Annotated in this window: 12 protein-coding genes; 7 read left to right on the top strand and 5 right to left on the bottom strand. The window is 62.3% G+C overall.

Annotated elements, in window-relative coordinates:
- The 4 genes from VG320_RS20250 to VG320_RS20265 form a co-directional block, all read left to right on the top strand.
- The coding region (locus VG320_RS20250) for an efflux RND transporter periplasmic adaptor subunit (RefSeq protein WP_327201855.1) at window positions 1-815 on the top strand (815 nt) is incomplete at its 5' end.
- Between the two features lie 11 nt (window positions 816-826).
- Window positions 827-3967, top strand: a complete 3141-nt coding sequence (locus tag VG320_RS20255) for an efflux RND transporter permease subunit (protein ID WP_327201856.1) — start codon at window positions 827-829, stop codon at window positions 3965-3967.
- Complete coding sequence (locus VG320_RS20260) at window positions 3964-5409, top strand: efflux transporter outer membrane subunit (protein ID WP_327201857.1); 1446 nt, start codon at window positions 3964-3966, stop codon at window positions 5407-5409. The genes VG320_RS20255 and VG320_RS20260 overlap by 4 nt, the downstream gene beginning before the upstream one ends.
- Before the next feature lie 86 nt (window positions 5410-5495).
- Window positions 5496-6134: a TetR family transcriptional regulator gene (locus VG320_RS20265; protein ID WP_327201858.1), complete on the top strand. Its 639-nt coding sequence runs from the start codon at window positions 5496-5498 to the stop codon at window positions 6132-6134.
- Between the two features lie 66 nt (window positions 6135-6200).
- Here the strand turns inward: VG320_RS20265 and VG320_RS20270 are convergent, their stop codons facing one another.
- On the bottom strand, window positions 6201-7181 hold the full coding sequence (locus VG320_RS20270; RefSeq protein WP_327201859.1) for a hypothetical protein: 981 nt from the start codon (window positions 7179-7181) through the stop codon (window positions 6201-6203).
- A gap of 396 nt (window positions 7182-7577) precedes the next feature.
- Here VG320_RS20270 and VG320_RS20275 point away from each other — a divergent pair, with 396 nt between their 5' ends.
- From VG320_RS20275 to VG320_RS20285, 3 genes are all read left to right on the top strand, one after another.
- Complete coding sequence (locus tag VG320_RS20275; protein WP_327201860.1) at window positions 7578-9491, top strand: hypothetical protein; 1914 nt, start codon at window positions 7578-7580, stop codon at window positions 9489-9491.
- Window positions 9492-9708: 217 nt separating this feature from the next.
- Entirely contained in the window at window positions 9709-11385 is a 1677-nt protein-coding gene (locus VG320_RS20280; RefSeq protein ID WP_327201861.1) for a thiamine pyrophosphate-binding protein, read from the top strand.
- A 12-nt stretch (window positions 11386-11397) separates the two neighbouring features.
- Window positions 11398-12996, top strand: a complete 1599-nt coding sequence (locus VG320_RS20285) for an aldehyde dehydrogenase (NADP(+)) (protein WP_327201862.1) — start codon at window positions 11398-11400, stop codon at window positions 12994-12996.
- Window positions 12997-13011: 15 nt separating this feature from the next.
- Here the strand turns inward: VG320_RS20285 and VG320_RS20290 are convergent, their stop codons facing one another.
- From VG320_RS20290 to VG320_RS20305, 4 genes are all read right to left on the bottom strand, one after another.
- The gene (locus tag VG320_RS20290; RefSeq protein ID WP_327201863.1) at window positions 13012-13950 is read right to left on the bottom strand and encodes a LysR family transcriptional regulator; all 939 of its coding nucleotides are present in this window, start codon (window positions 13948-13950) and stop codon (window positions 13012-13014) included.
- Window positions 13951-14001: 51 nt separating this feature from the next.
- A complete protein-coding gene (locus VG320_RS20295; RefSeq protein WP_327201864.1) occupies window positions 14002-15309 on the bottom strand; it encodes an MFS transporter in 1308 nt (435 codons plus the stop codon).
- Window positions 15310-16386 carry a lactonase family protein gene (locus VG320_RS20300; RefSeq protein WP_327201865.1) on the bottom strand — a complete coding sequence of 359 codons (1077 nt, stop codon included), beginning with the start codon at window positions 16384-16386 and terminating at the stop codon, window positions 15310-15312.
- Between the two features lie 294 nt (window positions 16387-16680).
- Entirely contained in the window at window positions 16681-17571 is an 891-nt protein-coding gene (locus VG320_RS20305; protein WP_327201866.1) for a helix-turn-helix domain-containing protein, read from the bottom strand.
- Between the last annotated feature and the right edge of the window lie 291 nt (window positions 17572-17862).

Below are 17862 nucleotides of genomic sequence, written 5' to 3' on the forward strand. Positions count from 1 at the left end.
CGCAGAATCTGGCCCAGCGCGACGCGAAACTCGTGGCCGACAACGCGGTGAGCCGTCAGCAATACGATGACGCGATGTCCTCGTACCGACAGGCGCAGGCCGATGTGGAAACGGCAAAGGTCAATCTGGATTACACGCGTGTCTATGCGCCGATTTCTGGGCGCATCGGCCGCTCGACCATCACGGAGGGTGCGCTGGTCACGAGTGGCCAGGCGCAGGCGCTGGCTGTGATTACCCAACTCGATCCGATCTACGTGGACGTCACGCAATCGTCCACCGAGCTGCTGCGCTTGCGCCGCGAACTCAAAAGTGGCCAGTTGCATACGACCGGCACAGGCGATGCAAGCGTCGGGCTAGCGTTGGAGGACGGCACGGCCTACGCACGCTCGGGGGCACTCAAATTCTCCGAAGTGACGGTCGATGAAGGCACGGGTTCAGTCACCGTGCGAGCCGAATTCCCGAACCCCGAACATGACCTGCTGCCTGGCATGTTCGTGCGCGCCTCGCTGGACGAGGGCGTGCGTAATGCCGCCATCCTCGTGCCGCAGCAGGGCGTGTCGCGCGATACGACCGGCAAGCCGGTGGTGTGGGTGGTGAATGCCGATAACACCGTGCAGCAGAAGCAGATCGCGGTGGACCGCACGATCGGCAACACCTGGCTCGTGAATCGAGGCTTGCAGGCGGGCGATCGCGTCGTGACCGAGGGCGTGCAGCGCCTTGCGCCCGGCATCAAGGTCGTCGCGAAGCCCGCGTCGAACGTGCACGTCGATCTGGGTGCAGACACGGCTGCGGCGGCGCAGGCAAACGGCAGCTAGGCGGAGCGGACATGTCCCAGTTCTTTATCAGGCGTCCCGTGTTCGCGTGGGTTATCGCCATCATCATCATGCTGGCGGGCTACCTCGCGATTCGCGGGCTGCCGATCAATCAGTATCCAAATATCGCCGCGCCCGCCGTGTCGATCACGGTGACCTATCCGGGCGCGTCTGCTCAGACCGTGCAGGACACCGTGGTGCAGCCCATCGAGCAGCAGCTCAACGGGCTGGACGGTTTGCGCTACATGTCGTCGGAAAGTAACGCCGACGGCAGCATGACTATCATCGCGACCTTCGATCAGGGCACTAACCCGGATATCGCTCAGGTGCAGGTGCAGAACAAGCTGTCACTCGCGACGCCCTTGCTGCCGCAGGAAGTGCAGCAACAGGGCATCCGCGTCGTGAAATACCAGCTCAATTTCATGATGGTCGTAGCGCTGGTTTCCGAAGACGGCAAGATGTCGGTCGGCGACCTCGGCAACTTCCTCGCTTCCAATCTGCAGGATCCGATTCTGCGCACCAAGGGCGTGGGCGATTATCTGCTGATGGGCTCGCAGTACGCGATGCGTATCTGGCTCGATCCCGCGAAACTCGACAGCTATTCGCTGACGCCGCAAGACGTGACGGCGGCGATCCAGTCGCAGAACGTGCAGGTGTCGTCGGGGCAACTTGGCGGTTTACCGGCACGCGCAGGCGTGCAGTTGAGCGCCACCGTGATCGGTAAGGTGCGCCTGCGTAGCGCCGACGAATTCCGCAAGATCCTTATTAAGGTCAACACGGATGGCTCGCAGGTGCGTCTGGGCGATGTCGCGAACGTGAGCCTCGGGCCGGAAAACTACTCGATTTCCAGCCTGTATAACGGCAAACCGTCTGCGGGTCTCGCGCTGCGGCTGGCCACGGGCGCGAATCTGCTGGAGACCGTCGAGGCCGTCAAGAAGCTGCTCAAGGAGAAAGCGCCGCTGTTGCCGCCCGGCGTGAAGATCGTCATTCCGTATGACACATCACCGGTTGTCCACGCATCGATTCACGAAGTGGTGAAGACGCTGTTCGAAGGCATTGTGCTGGTGTTTCTCGTGATGTACCTGTTTTTGCAGAACATCCGCGCGACGCTGATTCCTACGCTAGCCGTGCCGGTGGTGCTGTTAGGCACCTTCGGTGTGCTTTCGGCGTGCGGATTCACGATCAATACGCTCACGATGTTCGGCATGGTGCTCGCCATCGGCTTGCTGGTGGACGATGCGATCGTCGTGGTCGAGAACGTCGAGCGCGTGATGAGCGAAGAGGGGTTGAGCGCGAAGGAAGCCACGAAGAAGTCGATGGGCCAGATCCAGGGCGCACTGGTCGGCATCGCTTTGGTGCTTTCCGCCGTGTTTCTACCGATGGCGTTTTTTGGCGGCTCGACCGGTGTGATCTATCGTCAGTTCTCGATCACGATTGTTTCGGCGATGGCGCTCTCTGTGCTGGTCGCGCTGGTCTTCACGCCCGCGTTGTGCGCGACCATTCTCAAGCCCGGTCACGCCGATCATCACGAAAAGCGGGGCTTTTTTGGCTGGTTCAATCGCAGCTTCGATCGTGGTGCCGCGCGCTATGAGAGCGCCGTCGCATCGATTGTGCGCAAGAAGGGTCGCTATCTTCTGATCTACGGCGTGATTGTCGCGAGCATGGGCGCGCTCTTCACGCGCATCCCGACGGCCTTTCTCCCCGACGAGGATCAGAGCCTGATGTTCGTGCAGGTGCAGATGCCCGGTAACGCCTCGGCCGAGCGTACCGAAGATGTGCTGACCCAGGTGCGCAATGACCTGCTCAAGGATGAAGCGGGTGTGGTTGAAAGCGTTTTTACCGTGAATGGCTTTAACTTCGCGGGGCGTGGTCAGAACTCGGCACTCGCGTTCGTCGGCCTCAAGCCGTGGGAAGAACGCACGGGTGCCAGTTCAAGCGTCTTCGATCTGGCACAGCGCGCGCGCGTGGCTTTCTCGAAGATCAAGGACGGCGTAGTGATTCCCATCGTGCCGCCTGCTGTGCTCGAACTCGGCAATGCGCAAGGCTTCGACATCTATCTGCAGGACAACACCGGCGAAGGCCATGCCGCGTTGATGGCGGCGCGCGACCAGTTCTTGAGCCTCGCGCGTCGAGACCCGCTGCTCGTGAACGTGCGCCCGAACGGCATGGATGATGAACCGCAATTTCACGTTGATATCGATGATGAAAAGGCGCGCGCACTCAACGTGAGCGTCGCGGATATCAACGACACCATGACGGCCGCCTGGGGTTCGGAATATGTGAACGACTTCGTCGATCGTGGCCGCGTCAAGAAGGTCTACATCCAGGGCAATCCTGCCTCGCGCATGAGCCCCGAAGATTTGAACCGATGGTATCTGCGCAATGGTGCTAACCAGATGGTGCCGTTTTCGGCGATGGCGAGCAGCCACTGGGAGTTCGGCTCGCCGAAGCTTGAGCGTTTCAATGGCATTTCGGCGGTCGAATTGCAAGGGCAGCCAGCGGAAGGCCATAGCTCGGGCGAAGCGATGGAAGAGGTGCGCAAGATCGCGGCGCAATTGCCGCAGGGATACAGCGTGGCCGTGACGGGCCTCTCGTATGAAGAACAGTTGTCGGGCTCGCAGGCGCCTGCGCTCTACGCATTGTCGATCCTGATCGTGTTCCTTTGTCTCGCGGCCTTGTATGAAAGTTGGTCCGTGCCGTTTTCGGTGCTGATGGTGGTGCCGCTTGGCGTGATCGGCGCCGTGGTGGCGACGCTTGCGCGCGGCCTCACGAACGATGTGTTCTTCCAGGTGGGCCTGCTCACTACGGTGGGCTTGTCGGCGAAGAACGCCATTCTGATCGTCGAGTTCGCCAAGGATCTGTACGAGCGTGAAGGCATACCGCTCGCGCAGGCTGCCGTACAGGCCGCGCGTCTGCGCCTGCGACCGATCATCATGACTTCGATGGCGTTTGTGTTGGGCGTACTGCCGCTGGCGATTTCGCACGGCGCGGGCTCCGGCAGTCAGCATTCGGTGGGCACCGGCGTGGTGGGCGGGATGATGACCGCAACGTTCCTCGCGATCTTCTTTGTGCCCATGTTCTATGTACTGGTCACGGGCTTCGTTGCACGCCGCAGGCGTGGGCAAGTCGAACAGACGGAAGAGGTAGAAGCATGAAGACCCTGAAAATCACAGTCGTGCCTGCGCTCGCGTTTGCGGTGGCGGCGGGCTGCACGATGATTCCAGAATATCAACGACCCGATCCGGCAATTGCATCGCAGTACGATGTATTGGCGCCTGCAGATCAGCACAGCCCGCTGGCCGCCGATGTCGACTGGCGCGGCTACTACACCGATGCGCGTCTGCAGAAGATCGTCGCAATGGCGCTGGAGAACAATCGCGATCTTCGCGTGGCGATACTGAATATCGAATCGGCGCGTGCGCAATATCGTATCCAGCGCGCCGACCTGCTGCCCACGCTTTCGGGCAGTGCGAGTGGGGCGCTTGAGCGTTTGCCCGCCGATGTCTCGACAACAGGGCAAGCGGGCGTGACGCGCAGCTATAGCGTCGGTGGCGTGGCGTCCTATGAACTGGATCTGTTTGGCCGCATACGCAGTCTGTCCGCACAGGCGTTGCAGAGTTATCTGGCCACGGCCGAAACACGCAAGGCGGCACAGATCAGCCTGATCGCCGAGGTCGCGAACGCGTGGCTCACGTTGCAGGCGGATCAGGATCTCAGGACCCTTACCGCTAATACGCTCGCGAACCAGCAGGCCTCGCTGAAGATCACGGAGTCGGGCTTTCGCAATGGCACGGCGTCGCTGCTCGATTTGCGGGAGGCACAAACTTCTGTGCATACGGCCGAAGTCAATCTCGCGCAATACGAGCGCCAGGTGCGGCAGGATGTCAACGCGCTGACGTTATTGGCTGGTGCGCCGCCAGGCGCCGATCTGGTCGCGCCGGAAACGCTCGCGAAAGTCTCGCTTGACGAAGCGCTGCCCACGGGGCTGCCATCCGATCTGCTGACACGCCGTCCCGACATCATGGCAGCCGAGCATCAACTGCTTGCGCAGAACGCGAACATTGGCGCGGCGCGCGCGGCATTTTTTCCGCGTATTGCTTTGACGGCGGGTGGGGGCACCACAAGTGCGACGCTGCGCGATCTGTTCGATCCGGGCAGCGCGGCCTGGTCGTTTGGTCCGTCGATTACGGTGCCGATCTTCGACTACGGCCGCAATAGCGCGAATCTCGCGGTGGCCAGGGTCAATCGCGATATCGCCGTAGCGACCTATCAGAAGACCATTCAGACCGCGTTTCGCGAGGTATCGGATGCGCTCGACGGGCGCACCACGTGGGCGCAGGAGGAGAGCGCCCAGCGGCAACTCGTGCAGGCGAGTCAGTCGGCTTACGACCTGTCCGACGAGCGCTACAGGCAGGGCGTGGATGCTTATCTGCAGGTGCTGGTGAATCAGCGTTCGCTTTACGACGCACAGCAGAATCTCATCAAGATCCGGCTTTCGCGCATGAGCAATACGGTAGAACTCTATCGTGCGCTGGGCGGCGGATGGACCGCGCCGGGTGTTGGAGCCGCTGCGACGTCGGATCCGCATGTCGGATAACGCCGTAGCGTAACGTTTGACTGGCTGGCCTTGTGCGCATGATGCACCCAAGGCTCGAAATGGGAAAGCAATCCGGGAAAGAGAAAGTGAAGCGAACTCGCGAACAGGCATTGGCCACTCGGGCGACGTTGCTTGAGGCCGCCGAATGCGTGTTTTATGAAAAAGGTCTTGCGGGTGCGACGCTCGATGAAATCGCGCGCCGCTCGGGCGTGACGCGTGGGGCGCTTTACGGGCACTTCGAAAACAAACTGGGCCTGCTCGATGCCATATTCCAGGCCGCGGGCCGACCGCTCGATCCATTTGCGGTGAACCTCAGTGTGTGCCGGGAGCAGCCCGTTGAGGAACTCGTAGAGGAAATCAAACGCTGCTGGCGCGAAGCCACGGAGGTGCCGAGAACGGCGCGTCTCTATGCACTGCTATTCAACCTGTGCGAAAGCGCGCTGGAAGCCGCGCCATTTTTCGAGCGTGTGCTCTCGGCAAGCCGCAATGCCGAACTGCGCATCGAAGCGTGCTTGCGTCGTGCGATATCGCGCTCCTGCCTGCCCGCAAATCTGGATGCGCAGAAAAGTGCGCGCGTGATTCATGCCGCGTTGAGCGGGTTGTTGCGGCGCCGGCTGATGAATCTGGCGCAGAGCAATCTGCCCGAAGCCGACGTGGCGCAAATCGTGCGTGCGCTGTTAGCGCATGAGCGCCAGCATGCTGGCGCGTGCGAGGTCCTCGTTTAACCCCTGCTGAACGGCACGGAACACGGCGGCCACGAAACTGGCTGCCGTGTTTTGCTCACACACCAATCAGAAGTGGAATTCCGCCATCACCATCGGCGCGGACGTCTTCGTGCTCACTGTCTCGCTCGACGGCGTGCCATACATGTTCTTCCAGTACTCGTAACCCACGCCCACATACGCCGTGCGCGGATGGCCGGCAAACGATCCCACATCGGCCAGCAGCGAAATGCGCGTGAGGAATTCCGTGGTGGTTTCGGTGTAGAAGCCGTCCTTGCCCTTCGGTCCGGTCACGCTCGCGAAGCCGCGAAACTCGAGCGGCAAGCGTGCGATCCGGAACGGCACGAGCCACGAGCTTTCGATGTGCCACGCCGTGTGAAAGTGCACATCCACGCCGGTAATGCCGTTGTGATTGCTTTCCGTGCGCCCGCCGACCGTCAGGTTGGCAAAGCCGTGCGGAATGGCGAATTCGACCGTCGGGCCGAACACGAGCATACGCGCGCGCTCTGCGTAGGCATCGTTTTTCACGCCGAACTCGTAGCCGATGGTCGCGCCGAGATCGCGCACGATACCGTAGCCCACCGAATGTCCGAGGATTTTGCCCGCGCTAAACTCGACGCGCCCCACGCTATAGACTTCCTGGGCACCGCCGGAAGACGGACCGCCCGCTTCAGGGTTCGCCGAGTTCGAGACCAGATAATCCACGTTGAAGGCATAGCTACCGAAGCGGAAGCCGCCGATCGTTGTCAGGTAGCCGATGTTCTGCGCGACCTTGTCCTTCACACCGGGATAGTGGAAATTGCTGCCATAGCGATAGCCGATGTAGGTGTCGTTCCAGACCAGCGGCGGCGCGCCGTCGTCGGCCTGAATCGCGTTCGGCTTCGGTGCTGCGCCGTTGGGTTTGTTGTCCTCGGTTTGGGGTGGTGCGGACCCGTTCGGTGCGGTGTAGACCTCCGCGTGAGCGAGTTCGGCTAAGCAGAAAAACATCGCAATGCCAATCAATGACTTGCGAATCGTTGGCGTGCGCATGGCGCTTCGTGTCGTCTTCATTGTCTCCGGCCTTATACGTATTCTATTGACCACGTTATCGATCCATCGGGGAGATGGAGTGCCGATGTCTCCGGCTGCCGACGATGGTAGGTCAAGGCCGCGCGCAAGCACTTATACAAAAGGCCGATTCGCTGGCACTTTTGTTCATAAATTGCAGGTGATTCGGGTTGGTCTCTATGCCAGGCGTGGCTCGGGTGTGACGCCGTCGGCAAAAAGTCCCAGTGAAAGTTTGTTTTGTTCAGGGACACGCGGCACTGGATTCGCTAGTCTTACCATCGAAGCCGCGGCCTTCGTCCGGTGTAGAAGCTCCCGGAAGAAGGACGGATTGCCCTGTCAAGGCAATACCGTGACACCCCGAAGACAAGCGGCCACCGATAAATACAGGAGGCATTTGCAGTGCAATTCAAGCTTAAATTCAGGCATATCGCTGCTTGCGCGGCGCTCGCGGGGAATGGCGTCCTGCTCTCGACTCAGGCGCTGGCGGCCACCGAAGGCACGTTGCTGCTCAATCGACTCGGCCCTGTCACATCGGATCTGTATATCGCCAATGCCGATGGCTCGGACGAACACAAGTTGCTCGCAAGCGAGGGCTTCGACTATCACGCGTCTTTCTCCAGGGACGGCCAGTGGATTGTGTTCACGTCGGAGCGTGCGGGTCTTGGCGAATCGGATCTTTATCGCGTGAAGGTGGACGGTTCGCATCTGCAGAAACTTACGGACCATATCGCGGTGGATGATGCGGCTGCGTTTTCACCCGTCAATCCCAATGTGATTGCGTTTGTTTCGTCGCGACGCGGCGCGCACGATTTCGGCACCACCAACATCTGGACGCTGAACATCGCCACGGGCGCATTGAAGAATGTGACGGGCAACATCAAGTTCGATCCGTCGAAGCCGCATAGTTTCTTCCGGCCTTCGTGGTCGCCGGATGGCAAGTGGATTGCGTTGTCTTCGGATATCGGCAGCGACTGGCGCGGCCACAACCTGCCGGTAGGCTGGGAGCGCACGCAGGAAAGCAGCATCTATGCGATCCGCCCGGACGGTTCGGGCTGGCATCAGGTTGCCACGCGCGCCGGTTACGATGAAGGCTCGCCCACATGGTCGCCCGACGGCAAGCGCGTGGCGTTCTATGAAACGCCCGTTGAATCTACGTGGGGCGCGCATCGTCCCGAAGGGATCAACAACGTCAGCTCGCAGATCGTTGCCGTCGATCTGGCCACGCACGAACGCAGCGAACTCACATCGACGCCCGGTTTCAAGGTGTTTCCGCAATACCTGAGCGAGACGACGGTGGCGTACCACGTCAAGGGCGGCGATACGGAAGGCCTTTACACGACGGCAGGCGTCGATCGCGCGACGCGCAACACCGGCATCCGTTCGCCGCACTACTCGTATGACGGCAAGAAGATGGTCTACGAGAAGGTCTCGTTCCGTCCCGCGCGCGCAAACGGCACGCCGCTGTTCAGCTTCGATCCGCGCTGGAAATACACCTATATCGACGTATTCCCGCAACTCTCCGCCGACCGCAAGCAACTGGTCTACACGGAGAAGGCGATCAATTCGTCGATCGCGGTGGTGAACGCCGATCTCTCCGGTTATGACCGCGTGTACGACGCGTCGAAGAGCGGCCTCGATCCGAGTCTGATCCAGAAGGGTCTCGCGGGCGCGTTCCAGCCGACCTGGTCGCCCGATCGCAAGTGGGTGGCGTTTGGCGTGGGTAGCTGGTTCTTCACGCGTGCGGGCGGACCCGGCAAGATCATGCGCATCAAGACCGACGGCAGCATGGACAGCCATGCGGAAGCGCTCACGGACGGTTCGGTCAACGCGGGTTTCCCGAGCTATTCGCCAGACGGCACGAAGATTGTGTATCGCGTGTGGAGTGAAAAGGAAAAGGGCCTGCGTATTCTCGATCTGGAAACGCGCAAGACCACGGAGCTGACGACGGGCGAAGACAATCTGCCGGGCTGGTCGCCGGACGGCACGAAGATCGTGTTCACGCGCAAGGAAGTGAATCCGACCGACCCGAACAAGTTCCACTACGACGTGTACACCATCAAGCCGGACGGCAGCGATGTGCGCCGCCTCACGACGCCGGGCTCGAATCAGGGCCATGCCGTGTGGACTTACGATGGCCGCATTGCGTATTGCTCGGGCGAGTATGGCTTCCGCGACGAACTCGCGCTCTACGACAACAGCTTCCAGCCCGACGGGCAGAACTGGGTCATGAATGCGGATGGCAGCGACCAGCACGCGATCACCGATACGCTCTGGGAAGAAGCGATGCCGATGTATGTGCCCAATCCGCAATAGCCCGTAATAGCAGGTTCAAACGGGATTCGATTTCAAACGCCGTGCTGATCAGCGCGGCGTTTTTTTATTCCCGTGGTTGTTCTCGTCGTGCACGGCACGCATACAGCGCATAGCTGCTATGCGTGCCATGCGCGGCCAGACGCGTGTGCGCGACCCATAATTTCCGCATCCCGCAGCGCCGCCAAAAAGCGCCGCGATCTGTCACAAGGAGTCGTCTATGTCTGAATCCGCAAACTCAAACTCGCGTAATGGCGGGCGTATTCTCGTCGATGCGCTGGTGGGCAATGGCGTCGATACCGTCTATTGTGTGCCGGGCGAAAGCTATCTGCCGGTGCTCGACGCGCTGCACGACACGCAGAGCGTGCGCACCATCACGACGCGCCACGAAGGTGCAGCGTCGAATATGGCCGATGCCTACGGCAAGCTCACGGGCCGCCCCGGCATCTGCTTTGTCACGCGCGGGCCGGGCGCCACGCATGCGAGCAACGGCGTGCATACCGCAAGCGAAGACGCCACGCCGATGATTCTTTTCATCGGCCAGGTCGAGCAGGGTTTTCTCGGCCGTGGCGCGTTTCAGGAAGTCGACTATCGCCAGATGTTCGGCGGCATCGCCAAATGGGTCACGCAGATCGAAAGCGTGGAGCGCATTCCGGAAGTCATTGCGCGAGCCTTCAGCGTGGCGATGTCGGGCCGTCCTGGGCCGGTGGTGATCGCTTTGCCGGAAGACGTGCTGTTCGGCGCGGCCATGGTGGCCGATGCGCCCGCGGTACGCGTTGCGCAGGCGGCTCCTGAGGCGCAGTCGCTCGACGCGTTGCGCGCGCTGCTGGACGGCGCTGAGCGCCCGCTCGTGATCGTCGGCGGCACCGGCTGGGACGACGCGGCCTGTGCTTCGCTCAAGCGTTTCGTAACCGCAAACAACCTGCCGGTAGCCGCTTCGTTTCGCCGCCAGGATCTGTTCGACAATCGCGACGCGCATTACGTTGGCCAGCTGGGTCTGGGTGTGTCGCCAAAGCTCGCACAGCGCGCAAGCGATGCCGATCTGCTGATCGTGATCGGCTCGCGTCTGGCGGAGACGACATCGTCGGGCTACACGCTGTTCGCAAGCCCACAACCGAAGCAAACCATGGTTCACGTGCATCCGGACGCCGAAGAACTGGGCCGCGTCTATCAGGCGCGATTGCCGATTCAGGCGTCGCTCGCGGCGTTTGCGCGTGCGCTCGACGGCGTGGCGCCCATCGCCGCGCAAACGCAAGCGCGCTGGCATGCCTGGACGGAATCGGCGCGCGCCGATTATGTGGCGCATTCCACGCCGCCCGCACCATCGACGGAAATCCGCGGTGTGGACCTCGCTCAGGTGGTCTCGCATCTGAGCGAAGTGCTGCCGGAAGATGCGGTGATCGCGAATGGCGCAGGCAATTACACGGTCTGGGTGCATCGTTTCTATCGCTATCGCCGCATGGCCACGGAACTTGCGCCGACCAACGGTGCAATGGGCTACGGTTTTCCGGCGGCAATTGCCGCGAGCCTCAGGAATCCGAAGCAATCGGTTGTGTGCTTCGCTGGCGATGGCTGCTTCATGATGTATCCGCAGGAACTGGCGACGGCCGTGCAATTTGGCGCGCCGCTCATCGTCATCCTCGTCAATAACAACATGCTGGGCACGATCCGCATGCACCAGGAGCGCGAGTATCCGGGTCGCGTCTCGGCGACGCAATTCGTCAATCCCGACTTCGTGGCGATGGCGCGCGCATTCGGCGCGCACGCGGAACGCGTCGAGCGCACTGAGGACTTCGCGGCGGCATTCGAGCGCGCGCAACGCGCAGGCGTTGCTGCGCTGATCGAGTTGCGCACCGATCCGCTGCAGATCACGCCCGCCAACCGTCTGGCCAGCTAAGGAGCCGTCACTATGCAAACCCAGGTCTCATTCGAGCCGCGAGGCGACATGATTATCGGCGGCGAGTCCGTCAAGGGCGCGGGCGGCACGCTGCGCGCGCTCGCGGCCGCCACCGGCGAAGCGCTCGAGCCGGCTTTCGGCTGTGCAACACCTGCACTGGTGGACCGTGCGTGCGCACTCGCGGGTGCAGCGTTCGATGCCTATCGGCAGTTGCCGGACGCGCGGCGCGCGGCGTTTCTTGAGGCAATCGCTCAGGCGATTCTCGATCTCGGCCCGGCGCTGATCGAGCGCGCGCACCTGGAAACCGCGCTGCCCATTGCGCGCCTGGAGGGCGAGCGCATGCGTACCGTCAACCAGTTGAAACTCTTTGCGAGCGTGGTACGCGACGGCCGTTGGCATGGCGCGGTCGTCGATACGGCGCAACCGCAGCGCATGCCGCTGCCGCGCCCGGATCTGCGCATGCGCCGCATTGGCCTCGGTCCGGTGGCGGTGTTCGGCGCGAGCAACTTTCCGCTGGCGTTTTCGGTGGCGGGCGGCGATACGGCTGCCGCGCTAGCGGCGGGGTGTCCTGTGGTGGCGAAGGCGCATCCCGCGCATCTGGGCACATCGGAACTCGTTGCGCGCGCAATCGCTCACGCGGCACGCGAAACGCAGATGCCCGCCGGCGTGTTCTCGCTGGTGATCGGCGACGGGACGTGGATTGGCGAAACCCTGGTCGCGCATCCCGAGATCCAGGCAGTGGGCTTTACGGGCTCGCGTCAGGGCGGCCTTGCGCTGCAGCGCATCGCCCAGGCGCGCGCGGAGCCGATCCCCGTCTACGCGGAAATGAGCAGCATCAATCCGGTGGTGGTGTTGCCGCATGCGCTGGCGGCGCGCGGCGAGCAGATTGCACGCGATTACGCCGATTCCGTCGTGATGGGCGTGGGGCAGTTCTGCACCAACCCCGGCATCGTGCTCGCACTCGCGGGCGAGGCGCTCGACGCGTTCTGCGCGACGGCGGCGCAGGCGATCACGACGAAAGCCGCTGCGACGATGCTCACGCCGAACATTCACGCGGCGTATTGCCGGGGCGTTGCGCATCTGGCCGAACTCAATGGCGTTACGACGCTCGCGCGCGGTGCTCAAGCGCGCGGGCCGCACGATGCTGTGCCGGTGCTGCTGCGCACGCAAGGCAGCGCATTTCTTGCCGATGCAGCGATGCACGAGGAAGTGTTCGGCCCCTGCTCGCTGATCGTAGCGTGCCGCGACTTAGACGAATTGCAGGCTGTTTTGCGCCGCATGAGCGGCCAGTTGACGGCGACCGTGCAACTCGACGAAGCCGATTACGCCCAGGCGCAAGCACTCCTGCCGATACTCGAGCGCAAGGCGGGCCGTGTGCTGTTCAACGGCTTTCCGACCGGCGTGGAAGTCAGTCACGCGATGGTGCACGGCGGCCCGTTCCCGGCGACGTCGGATACGCGCACGACCTCGGTGGGCACGGCCGCGATCGATCGCTTCCTGCGGCCCGTCTGCTATCAGGCGGTGCCTGATGCGCTACTGCCCGACCCGCTCAAGCACGACAATCCGATGGCGATCTGGCGTTTGAGCGACGGCGAGTTCAGCCGCAATTGAAGTTTGGCCGGGCGATCAGGTTTGCGGGGCGGGCAGTGTCGCCCCGGGCCAGTCGCCCGTTTCAACCAGCCCGGCGGCGAGTTCGCGGATCATCTGCGCGACTCGCCACACGCCATCGGGCATGACGCGATTGAGCGGCCACGCAATCGCCACGTCTCTCACCACGGCTGCGTTTGCAAGCGGCATGCAACGCAGCCTGCCGGACGCTACTTCTTCGATCACCGAGGCCGCGGGCAACAATGTGCAGCCGCATTGCGCCATCACGAGACGCTTGGTCAGCGAAATCGAGCCATCGCATTCAAGCGCGATTTGCAGTGTAAAACCGTGGCGTGCGGCGAGCGATTCAGCCAGCACGCGTAGCCCGTGATGGGTGCTGGGCAGGATAAGCGGCAGGCCGCCGAGCGTATTCACGTCGATAGGTCCATCAGGCAGCGCGAAGTCCGCCGGTGCAATCAGACAGAGTTCTTCCGCAAGCAGCGGATCGAATTGCGTCGTGCCGCGATGCTCGGGCACGTACATGATCGCCAGATCGATTTCGCCGTCGTTGAGCCGCCCGAGTATCTGGCTCGCCAGCCCTTCCACGAAACGCACCCGTGTATGCGGATAACGCGCCCGTAGCCGCTGGCCGAGTTCGCCGAACATGATGCGCGCGATGGTGGGCTGCGCGGCGATCGCCAGTTGCGCGGGGCCGCTTTCGGTGCCGCTGCGCATCGCGCCGCGCGCTTCCTCCAGCGTGCGTTCGAGCGTCTGTGCGTACACGAGCAGTTGCTCGCCGCGCTCGGTGAGGCCGACGCCGCGTCCGCTGCGTTGAAAAAGCCGCACGCCCAGCTCTGCTTCGAGCACGGCGATGCGGCGGCTGACAGTGGACTGGTTCGCGCCCAGCTCCATGGCCGTGCGCGAAATGCTGCCTGTTTTCGCGACGTGCGCGAAGACGGCGAGATCGTCTGAATTCATCGGTGGATCGCGTGATACGAGTGGCGCCTGAGCGCACTTTATAGCACGCGGTTAGCCACAATCGATGCAACCGGGCCTCGCAACCGCGTTGCCATCGCCCGCAGGTTCATTGACACGCGGCGCCCACTCACGCCGCATCAGCGTCAGCGTGCTAACTGCGCCGATCAGCAGGAACACGAAAATCGCCGTCATCGGCAGGGTATAGCTGCCGCCAACATGTAGCAGCCAGCCGGAAAGACTCGCCGAGACACCGCCTGCAAGACTCGTGGCCACTTGCTGCAATCCCGTGTTCAGGCCCACTGCGGGCTTGGGAATCAGCGTCAGTTTGCACAGCGCGAGATTATTCGCGGTGACGAGTCCCAGCAACGAAAGCGACACCACATTCCAGAACAGCGCCATATCCGGCGATTGCGCATTGGCGCCGAGCAAAACCGTCGTGCCGCCCAGAAAGCCTGCGACGATAAATACCTTGCGCACCGCAACCGCATCCCGCCCGCGCGCGATGATGCGATCCGCTGCCCAACCGGCGACGGCCGCCACAATCGCAATGCCTGCGAAGCTGAAAAACGTATACAGCCCCGACGATTGCAGCGACAGCCCGCGCTGTTCGACGAGGTACGCCGGCATCCACGTCATGCAGTAGAACGCGAAATAGCTATAGCAGAAGTTGTTAATGAGGCCGCCCCACACAACTGGGCTCGCCAGCAGGTTGCCAAGCGGCACCGACGCCGCGCGCTCCTTCGCAGCTACCAGTTCGTCATGCGAAGGATAGTCGTCTTCCACCATCGCCAGCCACGGCAGCAGCCAGATCAGCCCGACGAGTCCAGTCGCAATGAACATCGCCTTCCATGAGGCCGTCACGATCATCCAGGCGGCGATGGGGGCGCCCAACGCCGGGCCCATCTTCCCGCCAATCGAAAAGATGCCGAGCGCTGTGCCTTTTTGCGTTTCCTCGAAGTGATTCGCGAGGTAACGATAGGTTGCGGGAACAACGATCGCTTCGGCGGCACCGATCAACAGACGCATCACGATCAGCGCGGAAAGCGTCGTGACGAGTCCTGTTGCTGCCGCGGCGAGGCACCAGAGCAGGAAGCAGATCGCGTAGGGACGCTTCACGCCGTAGCGGTCGACAAGCCAGCCCATCGGCATCTGCAACACGCCATAGGACCAGAAGACTGCCGAATTGAGCCAGCCGCGCTCGACGCTCGTGAGTCCGAAGTGATGAATGAAGCTTTTATCGGCGAGCGCCGAAGACAGGCTCGTGCGATCCACGAAGGAAATCAGCAGGCCGAGCGCAAGCAGCACGAGCACGCGCCACGGATGCGATGCGCGCGCGAGAGGCGGTGAGAACGGTTTCATTTACTGCACGAAGGCCACGCTGGTCGGGTCTTGTACCGCGACGGACTGGCCCGTATCTGCGAGCGTGCCCGTGGCCGTGTCGATGCGGAACAGGTGCACGTCGCCGCTATGCTGGTTGGCGACCAGCATCCATTGCCCCGACGCATCGATGCCGAATCCCCAAGGTTTCTCCCCACCCGAAGCCACGCGCTGGACCAGCGAGACCTGACCCGTTGCGGCGTCCACGCGATAGACCATCAAGGCGTTTTCCGCGCGATTCTCCACGTAGAGGAAGCGCCGGTCGCGGCCAAATGTCATTTCAGCACCGCTTTTTACGCCGTTGAATGAGGCACTGGTGATCGGCGTCGATTGTAGTTGGGTCAGCGCGCCTGTTGCGGGGTCCCAGCGCAGGGCGATCAGTTCGGCGCTCATTTCGGTGAGCACGTAGGCGTATTCGCCGTTCGCGCTGAACAGGATACGGCGTGGGCCGCTGCCCGGCGGCAAGTCGAAGGTGTGTTGCGCATCGGCGGCGCGCGGCGAGAGCGAATGGGTGTCGCGATCGAAGCGGTAGATAAAGACGCGATCGGCGCCCAGATCGGGCACGAGTGCATAGCGGCCCGAGGGATCGATCGTCACGCCATGCGCGTGCGCGCTTTTTTGGCGCGGGCTCGGGCCGGAGCCTTTTTCCTCGATGGTCGATTCGAGCTTGCCGACGCTGCCGTCGCCTCCAACCGCGACGCTCGACACCGACCCGCTGTTGTAATTCGCGCCGAGCAGCGTGGACGACGGTGCATCGAATTGCAGGAAGGTGGTGCCGCGGCCGCCCGTGAGCACGTCATTGATGCGTTCGAGCTTGCCGGTGCCGCGATTCACGGCGTAGGCGGTGATGCTGCCTTCCTTGTCGCGTTCGTCATCCACTGCGTACAGCACAGGCAATGCGGGGTGTGAAGCCACCCACGTCGCGTTCGGTCCCTGTGCGGCGGTGCCTAGCGCCATGAGTTTGCCCGTCGCCTTGTCCAGGCGCAGCGCGCTGATCTGCTTCTGCTGCGTGCCGATATAGGCAAATTCCGCCGAAGCATCCGAAGACGATGCGGACATTGCCGTGGTGCAGGCTACGCCATAAATCGATGCGCACGCAACGAGTGCGCCGTTGATCGCGAGGCGGGAGGCATGATGCTTGAACGATTGCGCCATTTTCGATTCACGTGAATAAACTGAAGTCAAGCATAGGCGGCAGGCTATTGACCGTCCCTGTACAAATCCCAGGTTCGCTGGGACTTTTTGCGTGGACCAGGGAATGTACTGGGGCGCAACTGCTTGCGGGCCACAAACGAAAAGCGCGCCGTGTTACGTGAAGGTCACGGCGCGCCTCGGGGCAATCAGGGCAATGTGTTATCGACGTGCCTCGATACGGAACTGGCTAGGCGCCTGGCCGACTTCGCGGCGGAAAAAGCGCGTGAAATACGCGGCATCGGCAAAACCTAGCCAGAATGCGACCTGTTCGACGGACATATCGCCGAAAATGAGTTCGCGTTTCGCCTCGGTGATGATGCGCGCGTGGATCATCTTGGTCGGACTCATATCGGCTGCCGACGCGCACGCAGCGCGCAGTTGCACCGGAGAAACCGCCAGAATCGATGCGTATTCCTGCAAGGGCAGATTGCTGCGGTAGTGTTCTTCGATCAGCTTGCGAAAGCGCTCGACGAGGCGCACGTCGTGACGCGGCGTGCCGTCGTTGGCAGCCTGGTCCAGATGCGCTTCGCGCACGAGCGTGAGCAGCAGCATCGTGAGCAGGGCCTCGGCGCCGGGCACATGGCCCACGGCGCTCGATTCCACTTCCTGTTTCAGGCGCTGAATGAGCGTATAGAGGTCGTGTCCCGCTTCGGCCGCCTGGGCCAGCGGAATCATGCGCGGTGCGGACCACAGCACGATGAATTCGTGCAGCTTGGCGTTGACCTGCGTGAGATAGGACACGTCAACGGTCACGACCCAGCGGTCGACGTCGAGTTCGTAATCCAGGCCGTGAATGCACTCGGTGGGCAGGAGCAGGGCGCAGGGGCCTTCGAAGGGCACGCTGCTGCCTTCGAGATTCATGACGCCGCGTCCGCTGCGCACGAAAATCACCTGACCATACGTAGGGTGCGCATGCGGCGCGGTGCGCCAACGGCCGCGTTCGGTCACATGGCCGACATGAACGAACCAGTTTTCCTCTTCTGGCCGCTCGACATACAAACGAACTTTGGGCACAGCCGTGAGCCGGGCTTCGCCGGTCGTTCTGCGCAAGGGTTTGCTGCTTATCGCACTCTGGGCCATGAAGTCTCCTCGGCGTCCGGTCATGCGCCGGCCGCCTTTGCGATTGAAGTTCCGCCGGAGCACTGCACCTGCACCTGCTGGCCGGGCCCACATGCGACTTGCTCCGGTTGCTCCCTTTTTAAATGGAAGCGTAAAACGCCTTTTATTCTTGCATAGCGCCAGGCGTACTGCGACCTGCTGCTTACCCGAACGCCGCCGCTTGAATGTTTACACACCATTACTGCGGCGGCGCTAAAACATCAGAACGTATGCACCATCCCC

The organism is Paraburkholderia sp. (genome assembly GCF_035948235.1).
In the GTDB taxonomy this organism is placed as follows: domain Bacteria; phylum Pseudomonadota; class Gammaproteobacteria; order Burkholderiales; family Burkholderiaceae; genus Paraburkholderia.

Bases quoted from the DNA above. Each gene is read 5' to 3' on its own strand.
- VG320_RS20295 (WP_327201864.1), bottom strand. From the start codon at position 15,309: ATGAAACCGTTCTCACCGCCTCTCGCGCGCGCATCGCATCCGTGGCGC.
- VG320_RS20255 (WP_327201856.1), top strand. From the start codon at position 827: ATGTCCCAGTTCTTTATCAGGCGTCCCGTGTTCGCGTGGGTTATCGCC.
- VG320_RS20290 (WP_327201863.1), bottom strand. From the start codon at position 13,950: ATGAATTCAGACGATCTCGCCGTCTTCGCGCACGTCGCGAAAACAGGC.
- VG320_RS20260 (WP_327201857.1), top strand. From the start codon at position 3,964: ATGAAGACCCTGAAAATCACAGTCGTGCCTGCGCTCGCGTTTGCGGTG.
- VG320_RS20280 (WP_327201861.1), top strand. From the start codon at position 9,709: ATGTCTGAATCCGCAAACTCAAACTCGCGTAATGGCGGGCGTATTCTC.
- VG320_RS20285 (WP_327201862.1), top strand. From the start codon at position 11,398: ATGCAAACCCAGGTCTCATTCGAGCCGCGAGGCGACATGATTATCGGC.
- VG320_RS20300 (WP_327201865.1), bottom strand. From the start codon at position 16,386: ATGTCCGCATCGTCTTCGGATGCTTCGGCGGAATTTGCCTATATCGGC.
- VG320_RS20270 (WP_327201859.1), bottom strand. From the start codon at position 7,181: ATGAAGACGACACGAAGCGCCATGCGCACGCCAACGATTCGCAAGTCA.